The organism is Rhodococcus sp. ARP2, assembly GCF_001029585.1.
Taxonomy (GTDB): domain Bacteria; phylum Actinomycetota; class Actinomycetes; order Mycobacteriales; family Mycobacteriaceae; genus Rhodococcus_F; species Rhodococcus_F erythropolis.
Genome location: NZ_LEKE01000024.1, coordinates 1 through 15,027, shown reverse-complemented (window position 1 = coordinate 15,027; position 15,027 = coordinate 1). Strand labels below are relative to the sequence as shown.

The window sequence follows — 15,027 nt, the reverse complement described above, 5'->3', positions numbered from 1 at the left end:
GTTTCACGAGCCTACCGTCGATTCCGCCGTAGCGCCCTCGGTATCGCGCGCTTGTGAGCGGGAGAGGGCGATCGTGGTCATGATCATGACGGCGACGGCGCACCCGATGAGAGCAATTCCGGGACCGTCGACGCGGAGGCGTTCGTCGAGAACCGTCATCCCCAGGAAGATGGCCGCGATCGGCTCGCCGATCGTCAGGGCGGGTAGTGACGCCGACAGGGGCCCGACCTGGAAAGCGCGCTGTTGGAGGTAGACCCCGATTGCGCCCGAGGCGATCAGCGCCCACGTCTGCCATGCCGAAATCACCCCGACGACGCCATGTCCGAGTAGGTCGGTGACGTACTTGGTGAATGCGACGGCCACGCCGTAGAAGATTCCGGCCGCAGAGCCGAGAAGCAGAGCGCGCCAGCCACCGTCGAGTTTGGACAAGCCGCCGATAGTTGCGACCACGGCCACTGCGACCGTGATCGTCAGGGGCACAGCCCAATCCGACCACGGAGCGTTGCTGTCTCCCTCGGTGGGATCGCCGACTACGAGGAAGATCGCCAAGGAAATCGCGAGCATGATCGCCAACGACCACGCAGAACGGGTGATGCGAATTCCGGAGAACCTGGCCGAAAGTGGCAGCGCGAACAGCAGCGAGGTCACGATCAGCGGCTGCACCACCAACACCGAACCCAACGACAGTGCAACGGCCTGCATGACGTAACCGCCGCCGTCACCGATCAGCCCGGCCCACCACCGAGGACTGCGAATCAACGACGCCACCAACGCCTCGCCCTCCGGAACCGCAGACGCGGCGCGCTGCTGAGCGACGGAGGCACACGCGAAGAGAAGCGCGGCGACGAGTGCGCAGAGAACAGAGATCAGTGGAAGATCACCCATTCCCTCAGTGTGCGCGCTTGCCCGCCCGATTTCCGGCAGACGGCTTTCCTGCGCCGGGTGCGCCGCGACGCGGGGTCAAGCCCTTGGACGCCAGACGCTCCGAACGGGTCGGGACCGGAGTGCCGTCCGCACGGATCTTCTTCACACTCTTCGGATCGGTGACGCGCCGCGAGGAAGCCGCGCGCTTGTCTCCGTCCTTCTTCATCCGGCCTCCGGCAGCGGTCCGGCCTGCAGTGTCGTGTTCCTGACGGCCGCGCTTGGCGGTGTGCTTGACGGCGACCGTCGTATCGGGAGCTTCGACCGGTATTCCCGTCGGCTCCATCGCGCCGGTGATGCGCGTGAGCTCCAGATCGTCAGGACGAACCCGCACGCCGTGAACCTTGATACCTGCCTGCTTGGTCAACTTCTCGACCGAATCACGTTCTTCGTCGGTGACGATGGTGACGACGACGCCCGATTCCCCGGCGCGTGCTGTCCGGCCGGCCCGGTGCAGGTAGTCCTTCGCCTCCGCCGGGGGATCGACGTGAACGACGAGCGTCACGTCGTCGACATGGATTCCGCGCGCGGCGACATCGGTGGCGACCAGGACCGGTGTTGTCCCGTCGGAGAACGACGCGAGGGTCTTGGTCCGATTGTTCTGCGTCTTGCCGCCGTGCAGGGCGCCTGCGGAGACACCGATCAAATGTAGTTGCTGCGCAAGACGATCCACTCCGTGCTTGGTCTTGACGAACATGATGGTCCGCCCCGCCCGTGAACCGATATGTGCGACAACGGATCTCTTGTCGTCGCGGTCGACGAAGAGCAGGTGATGCTCCATGGTCGAGACGGTGGCAACCGGGGGAGCAGTCGAGTGCGACGCCGGATTGCGCAGGTAACCCGCGACCAGATCGTCGACCTTGCCGTCGAGTGTTGCCGAGAAGAGAAGGCGCTGACCGTCTTTCGGTGTCGTGTCGAGAATCTTCGCAACCTCGTCGATGAAACCCATGTCTGCCATGTGGTCGGCTTCGTCGATGGTCGTGATCACGACGTCGTCGAGAATCACCGACTTCTGCTCGAGTAGGTCGAGTAGGCGCCCTGGGGTCGCGATCAGGAGGTCGACGCCGCGGGCAAGGATGTCGGCCTGACGCTTGATCGGAACGCCACCGACCGCATTTGCCACACGCAAACCGATCTCGGTAGCAGCGTCGTCGAGTGCCTTGTGGATCTGGATCGCCAGCTCACGGGTGGGAGCGAGCACCAAACCGCGCGGACGATTCCGCTTGCTCGCCCCGCCCTTGAGGCGCACCAGCATCGGAAGCCCGAAGGCCAGAGTCTTTCCGGAACCCGTCGCGCCGCGCCCGAGGACATCGCGGCCGGCAAGGACATCGGGGATGGTTGCCGACTGAATGGGGAAGGGGGCATCGATGCCGTTACGGCGCAACGCGTGCACCATCACGGCGGGGATTCCGAGGTCGACGAACGAACGCCCTTCGGTCGAGGTGGGCGAGTCGATCGTCGATTCCTGCATTTGTCCAGGCTACCGGGTATCGGTAGACGCAGATGACCGCATCTACCGATACCCGCTGTGAATCAGGCCTCGATTTCGCTGCGGTCACCGCTCCACAGTGTGTGGAACTTGCCCGGCTTGTCGATGCGCTCGTAGGTGTGCGCGCCGAAGAAGTCGCGCTGCCCCTGAGTCAGCGCGGCCGGCAGACGCTCCGCGCGGAGACCGTCGTAGTACGAGAGCGAAGACGCGAACGCCGGTACCGGAATGCCGAGCATCGTCGCGGTGGCGACCACACGGCGCCAGCTGTCGATGCCTGCCTCGATGGCCTCGCGGAAGTACGGCGCCAGAATCAAGCTCGGAAGGCTCGGATCCGCGTCGAACGCGTCCTTGATGCGGTTGAGGAACTGCGCACGGATGATGCAGCCACCGCGCCAGATCGTCGCCAGGTCGGCAGGCTTGAGGTTCCAGTCGTACTCGGCGCTGCCGGCAGCGATCTGATCGAAGCCCTGCGCGTACGCCACGATCTTCGACGCGTACAGCGCGGCCTGGATGTCGGCGGCGAACTGCTCGGCGTCAGCAGGCTTGTCGCCGAGAGAGCCGGCAGCCAGACCCTGCGCCTGAGCTGCGGCGCGCTGATTGCGGCTACCGGACAGTGCGCGAGCGAAAACGGCCTCGGCGATACCGGTGACCGGCACGCCCAGATCCAGAGCGGACTTGACCGTCCAGCGGCCCGTGCCCTTCTGCTCGGCAGCGTCGACGATGACGTCGACCAACGGCTTGCCCGTCTCGGCGTCGACCTGGCGGAGCACCTCGGCGGTGATCTCGATCAAGTAGGACTCGAGCGTGCCCTTGTTCCACTCGGTGAAGACGTCTGCGACCTGACCGGCGTCGTAACCGAGTGCGTCGCGGAAGAGGTTGTACGCCTCGCCGATGAGCTGCATGTCGGCGTACTCGATGCCGTTGTGCACCATCTTGACGAAGTGACCGCTGCCGTCGGGGCCGATGTGCGTGCAGCACGGGGTGCCGTCGACGTGAGCGGAGATGGACTCGAGAAGCGGGCCGAGAGCCTCGTAGGACTCCTTCGGGCCGCCGGGCATGATCGACGGACCGTTGAGTGCGCCTTCTTCGCCACCGGAGATACCAGCGCCGACGAAGTGCAGACCGCGGGCGCGGATCGCTGCTTCACGACGGATCGTGTCGGTGTAGAGCGAGTTGCCACCGTCGATGATGATGTCGCCGGGCTCCATGGCGTTCGCGAGCTCTTCGATCACGGCGTCGGTCGGGGCGCCGGCCTTGACCATGATCAGGACGCGTCGCGGCTTCTGCAGTGCGGCAACAAACTCCTCGACGGTCTCGGTGCGCACGAAATCGCCCTCGGAACCATGCTCGGCGATCAGGGCATCGGTCTTCGCGATGCTGCGGTTGTGCAGGGCAACGGTGTGACCGTGGCGGGCGAAATTGCGGGCAATATTCGAACCCATGACGGCCAGGCCGGTGACGCCGATCTGAGCTCGGGGTGATTCGGTGCTAGTGGTTGACATACTTACAGCTTTCCCTCTCGGTCCGCGGCTGTGAAATCCTGCGCTGTGCGCAGCCGAAAACGGTGCGGCCGCGACGCGCGTGAACATCAGACCGTGCATACAAAACACGGATGCAGATCACTTTAATTGCAGTGACCTGCATCCGTCTCGATACAGCTTCCGGCACAGCCGGAAGGTTCTCAGTGTTCAGTTGTCGAGCCGCAGCTCAGCGCAGGTATTACCGCTGATCGCGCTTCGGGCCGTCGAATCCGTCATAGCTACGACGGTCGGTGCGGCTGCGGAAGCCGCCACCGCTGGTCGAGGCTGCACGGTTGTCGCCGCCGTCGCGGTTGCCCTGGTATCCACCGGAAGAGCGGTTGCCCTGGTAGCCGGTCGAGGGGCGGCTGTCGCGATCGCCGTACGAGCGGTTGTTGTCGCGGCTGCCCTGGTATCCACCACCGGACGAACGGTTGCCCTGGTATCCGCCGCGGCTCTCGCCGTCACGGCTTCCCTGGTATCCGCCCGACGAGCGGTTGCCCTGGTAACCCGTCGACGGGCGGCTGTCGCGGTCTCCGTAGGACGGACGGCTGTCACGGTTGCCCTGGTAACCACCGCTGGAGCGATCACCCTGGTATCCACCGGAAGAGCGGTTGCCCTGGTAACCGCCGCGGCTCTCGCCGTCGCGGCTTCCCTGGTATCCACCGGAAGAGCGGTTGCCCTGGTAGCCGGTCGAGGGGCGGCTGTCGCGGTTGCTCTGGTAACCACCGCTGGAGCGATCACCCTGGTATCCGCCGCGGCTCTCACCGTCACGGTTGCCCTGGTATCCACCCGAAGAGCGGTTGCCCTGGTAGCCGCCGGAAGAGCGGTTGCCCTGGTAGCCGCCACGGCTTCCGCCACGATCACCGAAGGAACGCTCGCCACGAGAAGAGCTCTCGCGCAAGGGTTCTCCGGTCGGCTTCTTGGCGCCGGTGATGCGAGCAAGTTCAGCAGAACCCGGGGTGACGGCAACGGCTGCGGCATTGACGCCGGCCATTCCGGTCAGACGCTTGAACTGACGCTTCTGGTTGGGCAGCACGATGGCGACAACGGTGCCCTTCTCGCCGGCGCGAGCGGTACGACCAGCGCGGTGCAGGTAGTCCTTGTGGTCGGCCGGGGGATCGACGTGAACGACGAGGTCGATGCCGTCGACGTGGATACCGCGCGCTGCAACGTCCGTTGCGACGAGGACCGGGGTGCGGCCGTTCTTGAAACGCTCGAGGACGCGGGTGCGCTGGTTCTGTGCCTTGCCGCCGTGAAGCGACTCGGCAGCGATGCCGACTGCGCGGAGGCGATCGGTGATTCCCTCGCAACCGAGCTTGGTGCGGGCGAACATGATGGTGCGTCCGTCACGGGCACCGATCTCGGCGAGGACGGAATCCTTCTGCCCACGATCGACGAGGAGGACGTAGTGCTCCATCGTGTCGACGCTTGCGCGGCCGTCTTCGGTGGAGTGTGTGACGTGGTTGGCCAGGAACTGACGAACCAGCGACTGGACCTCACGGTCGAGGGTTGCCGAGAACAGCAGACGCTGTCCGTCTGCGGGGGTCTCGCCGAGGATCGAGCGAACCTCGGGCAGGAAGCCCATGTCCGCCATCTGATCGGCTTCGTCGAGTGCGGTGATTTCCACCGAGTCGAGGATGCAGGTGCCCTGACGCAGGTGGTCGCCGAGACGACCCGGCGTTGCGACGAGGACGTCTACGCCGCGGCGAAGCTGATCGACCTGCTTGGCGAACGGCGTTCCACCGACAGCGGGACGAACCGTGAGTCCGAGTGCGCCGGCGTAGGAGTTGAGGGAGTCGACCACCTGGAAAGCAAGCTCACGGGTGGGGACGAGCACGAGTGCGCGGGGACGCTTGGCGGCCGGGCGATCTTCGTGGCGTGAGAGGCGAGTCAGCATCGGCAGGCCGAAGGCGAGGGTCTTACCCGATCCGGTCTGTGCGCGGCCGAGAACGTTGGTTCCGGCGAGCGCGTCCGGGATGGACTGTGCCTGGATGGGGGACGGGACGGTGATGGAGTTGCGCGCCAATGCGGCAACAAGCTGCTCGGGCAGGCCGATCTCGGCGAAGGTGATACCCGGCTCGGTGGCGACTGCTTCTTCGGCAGCGGGGGTGTTGACGGTGGGGTCTTCGATGTTCTCGGAAGACGACATTTGGACAGCGTTGGTCACGCGGAAACCTCTCCGGACTACGGGCACGTCGCGGAGCGGAAGAAGCCATGCTGAAATACACGACACAGTTCGCAAAGGGACGAGCCAGGGCACATGTCACCTGGCAATCCGAACGCATACTGCGGGGAATTGGGCTGTGTGCCGTTATATGTTGACGGACCACGATGGTGGCCGTGGTCCACTCTACGCCACCGGGGACACCGAAGTCAGGTAGCCCCGCCTGTGACCTGCACTACTACACGGGGTTGCGCAGGTCAAGACTCAGTATGCGTTGAAAAGCAGTCGAAGTTCGGTGAGCCAGGGCACAGCCACCGCAACCGTGGGAACCACGAGAATCGCGACCGCCCCGAGATACGCAAAAACTGCGATGCGGGGATCTGCATCGTCGGCCGAGAGGCGCTGCACTCGGATGAGCGTCGACGGGCCGCCCGCTGCCATCGCTCCGCGGGGTGCCGTCGATCCGGCACACGCGACAAGTGCCCGCGCGAGGGGAGTGGGACCGGTAGCCCGCACAGCTGAATCGTCGGCGAGCAACTCCACCAGCAGTTGTACCGATCCCAGAGCCGACTTGCTACGGACGAAACGGGGGAAGGCGTGGTTGACGGCCGTGAAAGCCTCGAGGACAAGATCGTGACGAGCTCGCAGGTGTGAACGCTCGTGGGTCAGGATTGCTTTGACCTCGGCATGATCGAGGTTCTGCAGAGTGCCTTGGCTGAGAACCACGCGTTGGCGCAGACCTGGCAGGCAGTATGCGATCGGTTCGTCCACGTCCAGCACCCGCAGATCGGGTGTGCGTTCCACCGACGCGGGCATGGCGCAGTCGTCGAGAAGGTCCACCAACACGCGGTGACGTGCACGGCGACGTCGGGTTCTCACAGCGACCTGGATTATCGAGAAGATCAGCTTCGCGCCGATCAGAAGCGTCAGGGCAAAAACAACCACGTACAGAATCCACAGCGGGAGCCCGAGTGCATCGATTTCGGCGGTCGGGGCCGTCGTCGGCCTACCGTCAGCGCCGGGAACGAGCAGCTGGCTGGCAATGGCCAGGCCCGAGCTGAATGCCGACAGCACCGCAGCAATTGCGACGGCTTGCCACAGAACCAACGCCGCGCGTGGAGCGCGGTAAGGCCACGTGGAGCGGCTCAGGAGTGCGGGAACCGGACCGGCCAGCAACAAGGCAAGCAGTCCGAAAACCAGTGCAGTAGTGGCGTTCATGTCCTACACATCATGCACGACGAAATCAGTTCGGCCTAGAAATTCCGGGCTGCGCAGCCTTTTTCGCGGACTCGCGCACCTCGAGGGCAGCGAGCGCTTCGCGGAGAGCATCGGCTTCGTCAGCATTGACCTGTCCCACGAAGTGGACGAGTGCCGCAGCGCGACCGCCGGACTCCGGGGCCTGGGCCAGCGCGTCGACCATCAGACTCGCGACCAGTTCTTCGCGCTTGTTGACGGGAAGATAGCGATGGGCGCGATCGTCACGCTGCTGAATCACCAGATGCTTCTTCGCCAGGCGCTGCAGAACGGTCATTACCGTCGTGTACGCCAATTCGCGATGCGTCGCGAGTGCTTCATGCACCTGTCGCACAGTTTGCGGTTCCGATGTGGACCACAAATGATCCATCACCGCGCGTTCGAGTTCACCTAGACCTGCCATTCTTCGATTCTACGGACTTCCACGACGAAATACGTACTACTGGTAGTAGTAACCGCCTCGGTGGGGGTGTGGTATTGGCCATAGTGATCTGCGTGACGGTTACGGTGGTGTGAGACGACCAAAGTCCCGACAATGACGATGCCCGATAATTGCAAGCCAACAGTCGATCCGCAGAAAGTAGCCGCACGTAGATGACGATCGACAGTTCGCCGGGCACCGAAGAATCGACATCACGGGCGCGGGTAGTCACGCAGAAAGCTGCCGGCATCATCCGTTTCGGCATTCGCGACGCACCCTTGACGGTCGTCCTACTTCTCACCATGTGGATACTGGGCGCCGCAACCGGCAGCCTCGTTCACGGACCGTCCCGCGATCTCGAGCACACGATCGGTGCGGGAATGGGCTCGATCCAGCACGGACATGTCTGGATTCCACTGAGCTCCGCGCTGTGGGCAGGAAACCTGCTCGGGTACATCGGCGCGAGCGTGCTCCTGATTGCGGTCGCTGCACCTCTCGAACGGCGGATGGGAACGATCAAGCTGGCGATCGCCGGCGCAAGCACTCAAATCTTGGGAGTTCTGCTCGGGCTCGGCTGGGCATCCTTCGTGAAAGTGTTCGACTCCAATTGGGGGTTCCGCCTCCATGTCGGCTCCGCTGTCGGCGCGAGCGCGTGGATCGTCGGCGCCGCGATGGCCGCCAGCTCGAACATGGGGACATTGTGGCGTCGCCGCATCCGCGTCGGAACCCTGGCTTTGACCATCACCTTGGCCTTGTTCAGTGGTCAGCTGCAAGATGTCATCCGATTCTTTGCCGCTGTGGTGGGTTTGGTGATCGGACAGTGGATCGTCGGACGATCGGCTCGCGGTGAACGCATCGCCGGGACACAGCGAGAGGGCCGAGTCCTGGTCGCCATCGTCGTCGCGGCAAGTGCGATCGGCCCGATGATCGCCGCGCTGTCCCCACAGGCGGTTGGCCCACTCGCCGTACTCCGCGATCTCTTCCGTGGTGTTCCCTGGACTGTCGCAGAAGTACGTGAGCTGTGCGCCGAATCCGCGTCGGATCCGGACTGCCGACGCGGCCTCCTCGAGCTGAGACTCTCGGGGATCGGTCCGACTCTGCTCTCGTTGATGCCGTCGATTTTTGTGCTGGTGTTGAGCGATGGGCTCCGTCGTGGCCGCAGATTCGCCTGGATTGCGACTGTCTGTGCTCAGGTCGTCTTACTCGTCCTCTCGATCGGGAACTTCGTCATCAGGTTCGTCGACGCCGTCGACAGCGACAGCTTGTTCTACGGAATCAGCGATCCGAACGTGTATCGAACGCTGGTGCCGTTCCTGACACCGCTCTTCGTGCTGATCCTGCTGATCGCCACACGTCGATACTTCGACGTCGCGGCCCCGGCCAAGACGTACCGACGTCTCGGTGCTGCGATCGTGACCTTGCTCGCGGTCCTCGCCGTGATCTACGTCGGCGGCGGAATGCTCGCCAGGCACGGGTTCGACCGCGAGCCCACGGTCACGTTGCTGCTCGCGGACTTCCCACAGCGCCTTGTACCGCCGGTGTACCTGCAGTTGATCGACCCGCGCCTGCTTCCCGTGGACATCGAGTCGACGTTGCTCTTCGAGTGGACCGGCGTCGTGTTCTGGGGCGTTGCCGCCGTGTTGGTATTCGTGAGTTTCCTCAAGCCGGTCAAGACCGCCGATCCCAAAGCCGCCGAACGAGCGCGATCCATGTTGATCGCCGGTACCGGCAGCCCGTTGTCGTGGATGACGACGTGGAAGGGGAACACGTACTGGTTCAGCGCGGACGGTTCGAGTTACGTCGCGTATCGCGTCATCGCCGGCGTTGCTCTCACCACAGGTGATCCGGTCGGTCCTCCAGATCGCATGCGCGCGGCGATCGACGGGTTCGCCGAGTTCGCGTCGTCGAACGGTTGGATTCCCTGCTTCTATTCCGTGACCGACGACGCCCGAACCATCACCGATTCGATGGGCTGGAGCGGTCTACAGGTCGCCGAGGAAACCGTGCTCGACCTGGGACAAGTCGCGTTCACAGGAAAGCGGTTCCAGGACGTGCGCACAGCACTGAACCGGGCGAAGAAGTCCGGTATCACCGCCGAGTGGATTTCCTTCCCTCATGCACCTCTCGCGATCAAGGATCAGATGGTCGCGATCTCGGAGGAGTGGGTAGCGGACAAGGGGATGCCCGAGATGGGATTCACCCTCGGCGGACTCGACGAGGTCGACGACGAACAAGTGCGATGCCTGATCGCGGTCGACGAGGATCGCACCGTGCACGGTGTCACGTCGTGGCTACCGGTGTACCGCGACGGCAAAGTCGTCGGGTGGACACTCGACTTCATGAGGCGACGCTCCGAAGGGTTCCGTCCCGCGATGGAGTTCCTCATCGCTTCCGCTGCACTGAAATTGGAGGAGGAGGGCGTCGAGTTCCTCAGTCTGTCCGGTGCACCGCTGGCAACAATCGCCGGTGACTCCGAGAGGAATGCGAACGAACCGGAGGCCACGACTTTCTCGGCGATGATGGACAGCGTGCTCGACCTACTCGGTCGCACCCTTGAACCGGTGTACGGATTTCGATCGCTGCTGGCCTTCAAATCGAAGTTCCAGCCGCGGTACGTGCCGATGCACATGACATTCGCCGATCCAGCCGCGTTGCCGAGCATCGGCAACGCGGTCGGACGGGCATACCTGCCGACCGTGACGATCGGTCAGGGATTCAAACTCGTTCGGACGATTCTGGGTCGCTGATTCGCGATCGTCACGCAGGCTTTGCCGGCCCGCCGACGGCACCGAACACGTGCCGGGTTCCGATCGGAACGATCAGCGGCCGATCCGAGACGGGATCGTCGATGACCGCAGCTTCGAGACCGAACACCTCGAGCAGAAGTTCCGCGGAAATGATGTCCTTGGGGACACCAGAAGCGACGACGGCGCCGTCGCGCATCACGATCAGATGATCGCTGTATCTGACCGCGAGATTGAGGTCGTGCAGAACCATCACCACGGTGCGCCCCATTTCCTCGTGGAGTTGATCCACCAGGTCGAGGACTTCCATCGAGTGCGCGAGGTCCAGATAGGTAGTCGGTTCGTCGAGAAGCAGGATGTCGGTTCCCTGGGCGAGAGCCATCGAGATCCAGGCTCGCTGACGCTGACCGCCGGACAATTGATCGACGGGCCGATCGGCGAGATCCGAGACACCGGTCAGCTCGAGCGCTTCGGCGACCTCGCCCTCGTCGTCCGCGGACCACTGCCTGATCCACGACTGGTGCGGGTGGCGCCCACGTGAGACCAAATCGGCGACGGTGAGCCCTTCCGGCGCAACAGGAGTCTGGGGGAGCATTCCGAGCACCCGCGCGACTTCCTTGGTCTTCATCGAACTGATCGCCTTGCCGTCGAGGATGACCGATCCACCCTTTGGCTTGAGCAGACGACCGAGCGCGCGCAAGAGCGTCGACTTGCCGCAACCGTTGGGTCCGATGACCGTCGTGATCACGCCGGTGGGGATCTCGAGATCGAGTCCGTCGACGATGATGCGATCCCCGTACCCGAGCGTCAGATTCTGCGCGACGAGACGCGAAGGAGCATCGGTGGACTGGGCGATGGTGGTCATGCTGTGACCTTCCGATTGTTACGAACCAACAGGTAGAGCAGGAACGGGCCGCCCAGTGCGGAAGTCACGATTCCGACGGGGAGTTCCACAGGCAGAATTGTTCGAGCGATGACGTCGCTGCCTACCACCAGTACAGCACCGGTCAGCGCGGAAGCCACGATGGGCGGGCCGGCGGAGCGCACCAGACGCATGGCGACCTGTGGCGCAGCCAGGGCGACAAAGCCGACCGGACCTGCTGCTGCGGTCGCGATGGCGGCCAGTGCCACGGCGGAAAGCAACAACTTGGCCTGTGATGATTGCAAGCGAACACCGAGTGAGGTTGCGTTGTCGTCGCCCAACCGCAGTGCTCCCATGGTGAACGATGCGATCACCGCGTAGCCGCCGACTACTGCGACGGCGATTGCGACCGGCCACATCTGATTCCAGGTGGCACCGTTGAGTGAACCGTTGAGCCACACCTGTGCGCGAGAAGCGTCGTTGATGTCCGCCGAGATGAGGAGCCATCCCGTCGCTGCCACCAGCATGGCGTTGATGCCGATACCGATCAGGATGAGGCGGAACCCCTCGACGCCCTTGCGCCACGCCAAGGCGTAGATCACCACTGCTGTCAGTAGGCCGCCGCAGAGCGCAGCCAACGGAATCCCCAGTGTGGCAAGCAGTCCCACGAACGAGCCACCCCCGCCGAGTACGATGAGTGCCACTGCGGCGGCACTCGATCCAGCCGTGATTCCGAGGATGTCGGGGCTGGCGAGGGCATTGCGCGCAATCGTCTGGGTGACCGCACCGGCAATGCCGAGTGCCATACCGATGAAGAGCGCGGTGAGCGACCGAGGAAGTCGAAGGTCGAAGACGATCAGGTTCTGTGTCTTGCTGCCATTGCCGAGCAGGACCGAAATGACATCGGGGATCGAGATCGGATAGTCGCCCCGCCCGATGTTGATGCAAAGCAGAAGGAACAGCGCAACTGCGAGGGCAATGCTCACCGACACCGCGAGTGGGCGGTAGACCAGCGAGAATCCACCGAGGCGGATCGACTTACGTGAGGGGACGGTCCGGGGGAGTACCCGGAGTTCCTGCTTGAGCGTCACAGACTTGCCAACTTCCTGCGGCGTACGAGAGCGATGAAGAACGGAGCGCCGAACAGGGCCAAGATGATGCCGACCTGCAACTCACCAGGGCGCACGACCACGCGGCCGATGATGTCCGCGGTGATCAACATGACCGCGCCGAGTAAGCCCGCGTACGGGACCAGCCAGCGGTAGTCGGGTCCGGTGATGGCCCGGGCCACGTGAGGGACCACCAAACCGATGAACGCGATCGGACCACACGCCGCGGTGGCGGCGCCGGTCAGCAGGGTGATCGCGACGATGCCGAGTGTGCGACTGAACGCGATGTTAGTTCCCAGTGCTTTTGCGACGTCTTCACCCAGGCTGAGGACGTTGAGCCCCGGCGTACTTGCCAAGGCGATGACCAATCCGAGTATCAGGAACGGCAGGACCTGCCAGAGGACGTCGAACCCGCGACCGGACACCGACCCGACAACCCAGAAACGGTAGGCGTCCAGGCTCGTCTGGTCGAGGATTATCACGGCGTTGGTCATGGCTTGCAGGAAGAATGCGACGGCCGCGCCCGCCAGAGCCAGACTCAGAGGACTTGCGCCGCCGTTTCCGATGGAAGACAAGCCGAAAACGACGATGCTGGCGACGAAGGATCCTGCGAACGCGAACCAGAGGTATTGACTCGGTGCCGTAAAGCCGAAGAGGTAGATCGCCATGACCACGAAGAACGCTGCGCCTGCGTTGAGGCCGAGTAGACCGGCATCCGCCAACGGGTTGCGCGTGTGTCCCTGAATCAAGGCACCGGCGATACCGAGTGCAATTCCGACAACAAGACCCAAAATCGTTCGTGGGGCGCGCAACGTCCGCACGATGATGTCCGTTTGAGTTCCGTCCGAATTGAAGAGCGCGTGGAAGATCTCGGCGAACGTCAGTGGACGAGCACCCACTGCGATACTCGCGAGCATCACAAGCGCGAGCAGCACGGTGAGGACCGCGAGTCCGATCAGGCGGCGCCGGCGAGTTGCACCGACGCTGTTGTCGCGTGCGAGTTCTTCGAAGCCCTCGTCGCGGGCCGTGCTTTCTCGGACCACCTCGATGCCGCTTCGGTCGAACGGTCTGCGCAGAGCCCGGCGGACACCGATGGGCTGTTTGGTGGTCGCGTCACGCGTGACCAGGCCAACCCATCCCTTCCCCGAGGTCCGACCGGTTGCCCCCTCACGGAATCCGAGGTTCCACACAAGGAGACCGACGGCGATGGCTATTGCTGTCCCGCCGAAGACTGCTCGATCGGCCTCGCCGCCACCGTTGTCGTCACGGAGCGACTGGACGATGTACCAGCCGACGATCAACGGAAGTAGGAACACCGCCGCGTCGAAAAGTCCAGCCAGGACACGCATTCGGACAGGAGCGGGGCCGCGCGGCACGATGCGCCGTCCGTACGTCTCGCTGGGTCCTCGGGGATGTCCGTTCCCGAGAGATTTGATCATCGTCACTGGCGGTTCGAGCTCCTGGTCTTGGTGCGCAGGGAATTCGCATCTTAGGTTACGGAACCCTATGCGGGTGCGCTTCCTGCGGGGGACGTTCCTGTGAATATGCGGTGCCCAGCGTCACAGTTCTTTACTCTTGAATTATGGTGAGGCTAACCTACATTAAGAACCACAAGACAACTTCGGCCGATTGGAGTGCACGGTGACCATCACCTTGACCACCCAGCATGCGGATGTTCGTGAATTCGAACTCCGGTCGAACGCATTGAGCCGCACCAGCGTTCGCCTACGAGCACTCAACCCTGACTATCCGCGCGTCTACGCGGTTGCCGCCATGGCGGGCGAAGGTAAACGGCGTTGGTGGCAACTGAGCGAGGGCCTGTGCGGGGATCGGGTGCATCAGATGTTCGCCCGTTCACTTCAAGATCTCGACAGCGCCGAAGCTGCGGCGATCCAGGTTGCCACGTCACTTATTCATGCCGTGGTCGGCAGGGTGGCCGCGTCGATCGTCTCCGAGGGGTCCGCATGGGACCCGGGGCTCGAGAACCTGTTCATCCACATGGACAGCGACGGCGGGATCGACTGGGCCGGCGTGGTCGACGAAACGCTGCGCGTTGCGCCCAACGGACGGGAGTCCGGCAGTGACGGCGTCGTCGACATGCCGTGTGAAGAAGCGCTCCTTGTCTGGACCGCGCACCGTTGCCTGACTTCACTCCGAGCCATTTATGACGCCGTCGCCAGGTGTGCGCCCGTCGACCAGTTCAGATTCTGGGGCCTGGTAGGGGAGTCGATCCTGGGTGCAGCGGCCTACGTCCCCATCTTGGCCGGTGGGGGCGAATCGGCCGCTCAGCGTCGAGGGCAGGGACTGCTGGACGCCTTTGTCGCCGCCGGGCTGCCGGTTCGTGCGCGCCGCAAGGTCTCGCTACGCCCTCGTTGGAACCAGTTCGACGAAGGGCTTGCTAAATTAGGTCAGCCTTGCCTATGATTGTGGAACACCTCGCAGAGAGCTACACGACGCGAGAGTGACGAAACTGCCGGACCGCGCCGGAGTCCTGAGGGCTGCAGAGACTCCCGGTCCTTCCCACGGCGGGTTTCCCATCGAAT

Annotated in this window: 11 protein-coding genes; 2 read left to right on the top strand and 9 right to left on the bottom strand. The window is 63.7% G+C overall.

Going from position 1 to position 15,027, the window contains the following annotated elements; genetic code table 11:
• Positions 1-3: 3 nt before the first annotated feature.
• The 6 genes from ABX74_RS04510 to ABX74_RS04485 form a co-directional block, all read right to left on the bottom strand.
• Positions 4-885 carry a DMT family transporter gene (locus ABX74_RS04510; RefSeq protein ID WP_020907757.1) on the bottom strand — a complete coding sequence of 294 codons (882 nt, stop codon included), beginning with the start codon at positions 883-885 and terminating at the stop codon, positions 4-6.
• A 4-nt stretch (positions 886-889) separates the two neighbouring features.
• Positions 890-2,392, bottom strand: coding sequence for a DEAD/DEAH box helicase (locus ABX74_RS04505; protein ID WP_047888328.1), 1,503 nt, complete (start codon positions 2,390-2,392; stop codon positions 890-892).
• A 62-nt stretch (positions 2,393-2,454) separates the two neighbouring features.
• Positions 2,455-3,912: an NADP-dependent phosphogluconate dehydrogenase gene (gndA, locus tag ABX74_RS04500; RefSeq protein WP_007730904.1), complete on the bottom strand. Its 1,458-nt coding sequence runs from the start codon at positions 3,910-3,912 to the stop codon at positions 2,455-2,457.
• A 217-nt stretch (positions 3,913-4,129) separates the two neighbouring features.
• Positions 4,130-6,097, bottom strand: a complete 1,968-nt coding sequence (locus ABX74_RS04495) for a DEAD/DEAH box helicase (RefSeq protein ID WP_047888327.1) — start codon at positions 6,095-6,097, stop codon at positions 4,130-4,132.
• A 261-nt stretch (positions 6,098-6,358) separates the two neighbouring features.
• Positions 6,359-7,312, bottom strand: coding sequence for a M56 family metallopeptidase (locus tag ABX74_RS04490; protein ID WP_003944922.1), 954 nt, complete (start codon positions 7,310-7,312; stop codon positions 6,359-6,361).
• Positions 7,313-7,337: 25 nt separating this feature from the next.
• Positions 7,338-7,751: a BlaI/MecI/CopY family transcriptional regulator gene (locus ABX74_RS04485; protein ID WP_003944876.1), complete on the bottom strand. Its 414-nt coding sequence runs from the start codon at positions 7,749-7,751 to the stop codon at positions 7,338-7,340.
• Between the two features lie 191 nt (positions 7,752-7,942).
• Here ABX74_RS04485 and ABX74_RS04480 point away from each other — a divergent pair, with 191 nt between their 5' ends.
• Positions 7,943-10,516: a bifunctional lysylphosphatidylglycerol flippase/synthetase MprF gene (locus tag ABX74_RS04480; RefSeq protein ID WP_047888326.1), complete on the top strand. Its 2,574-nt coding sequence runs from the start codon at positions 7,943-7,945 to the stop codon at positions 10,514-10,516.
• 10 nt (positions 10,517-10,526) lie between these two features.
• Here the strand turns inward: ABX74_RS04480 and ABX74_RS04475 are convergent, their stop codons facing one another.
• From ABX74_RS04475 to ABX74_RS04465, 3 genes are read right to left on the bottom strand one after another with little or no spacing between them, the layout of a single operon-like run.
• The gene (locus ABX74_RS04475; protein ID WP_020907760.1) at positions 10,527-11,378 is read right to left on the bottom strand and encodes an ABC transporter ATP-binding protein; all 852 of its coding nucleotides are present in this window, start codon (positions 11,376-11,378) and stop codon (positions 10,527-10,529) included.
• Complete coding sequence (locus ABX74_RS04470) at positions 11,375-12,466, bottom strand: FecCD family ABC transporter permease (protein ID WP_019748452.1); 1,092 nt, start codon at positions 12,464-12,466, stop codon at positions 11,375-11,377. The genes ABX74_RS04475 and ABX74_RS04470 overlap by 4 nt, the downstream gene beginning before the upstream one ends.
• Positions 12,463-13,923, bottom strand: a complete 1,461-nt coding sequence (locus ABX74_RS04465; RefSeq protein ID WP_019748453.1) for a FecCD family ABC transporter permease — start codon at positions 13,921-13,923, stop codon at positions 12,463-12,465. The genes ABX74_RS04470 and ABX74_RS04465 overlap by 4 nt, the downstream gene beginning before the upstream one ends.
• A gap of 202 nt (positions 13,924-14,125) precedes the next feature.
• On the opposite strand from ABX74_RS04465, the gene ABX74_RS04460 reads away from it, so the two are divergent.
• A complete protein-coding gene (locus tag ABX74_RS04460) occupies positions 14,126-14,908 on the top strand; it encodes a hypothetical protein (RefSeq protein ID WP_047888325.1) in 783 nt (260 codons plus the stop codon).
• Positions 14,909-15,027 lie beyond the last annotated feature (119 nt).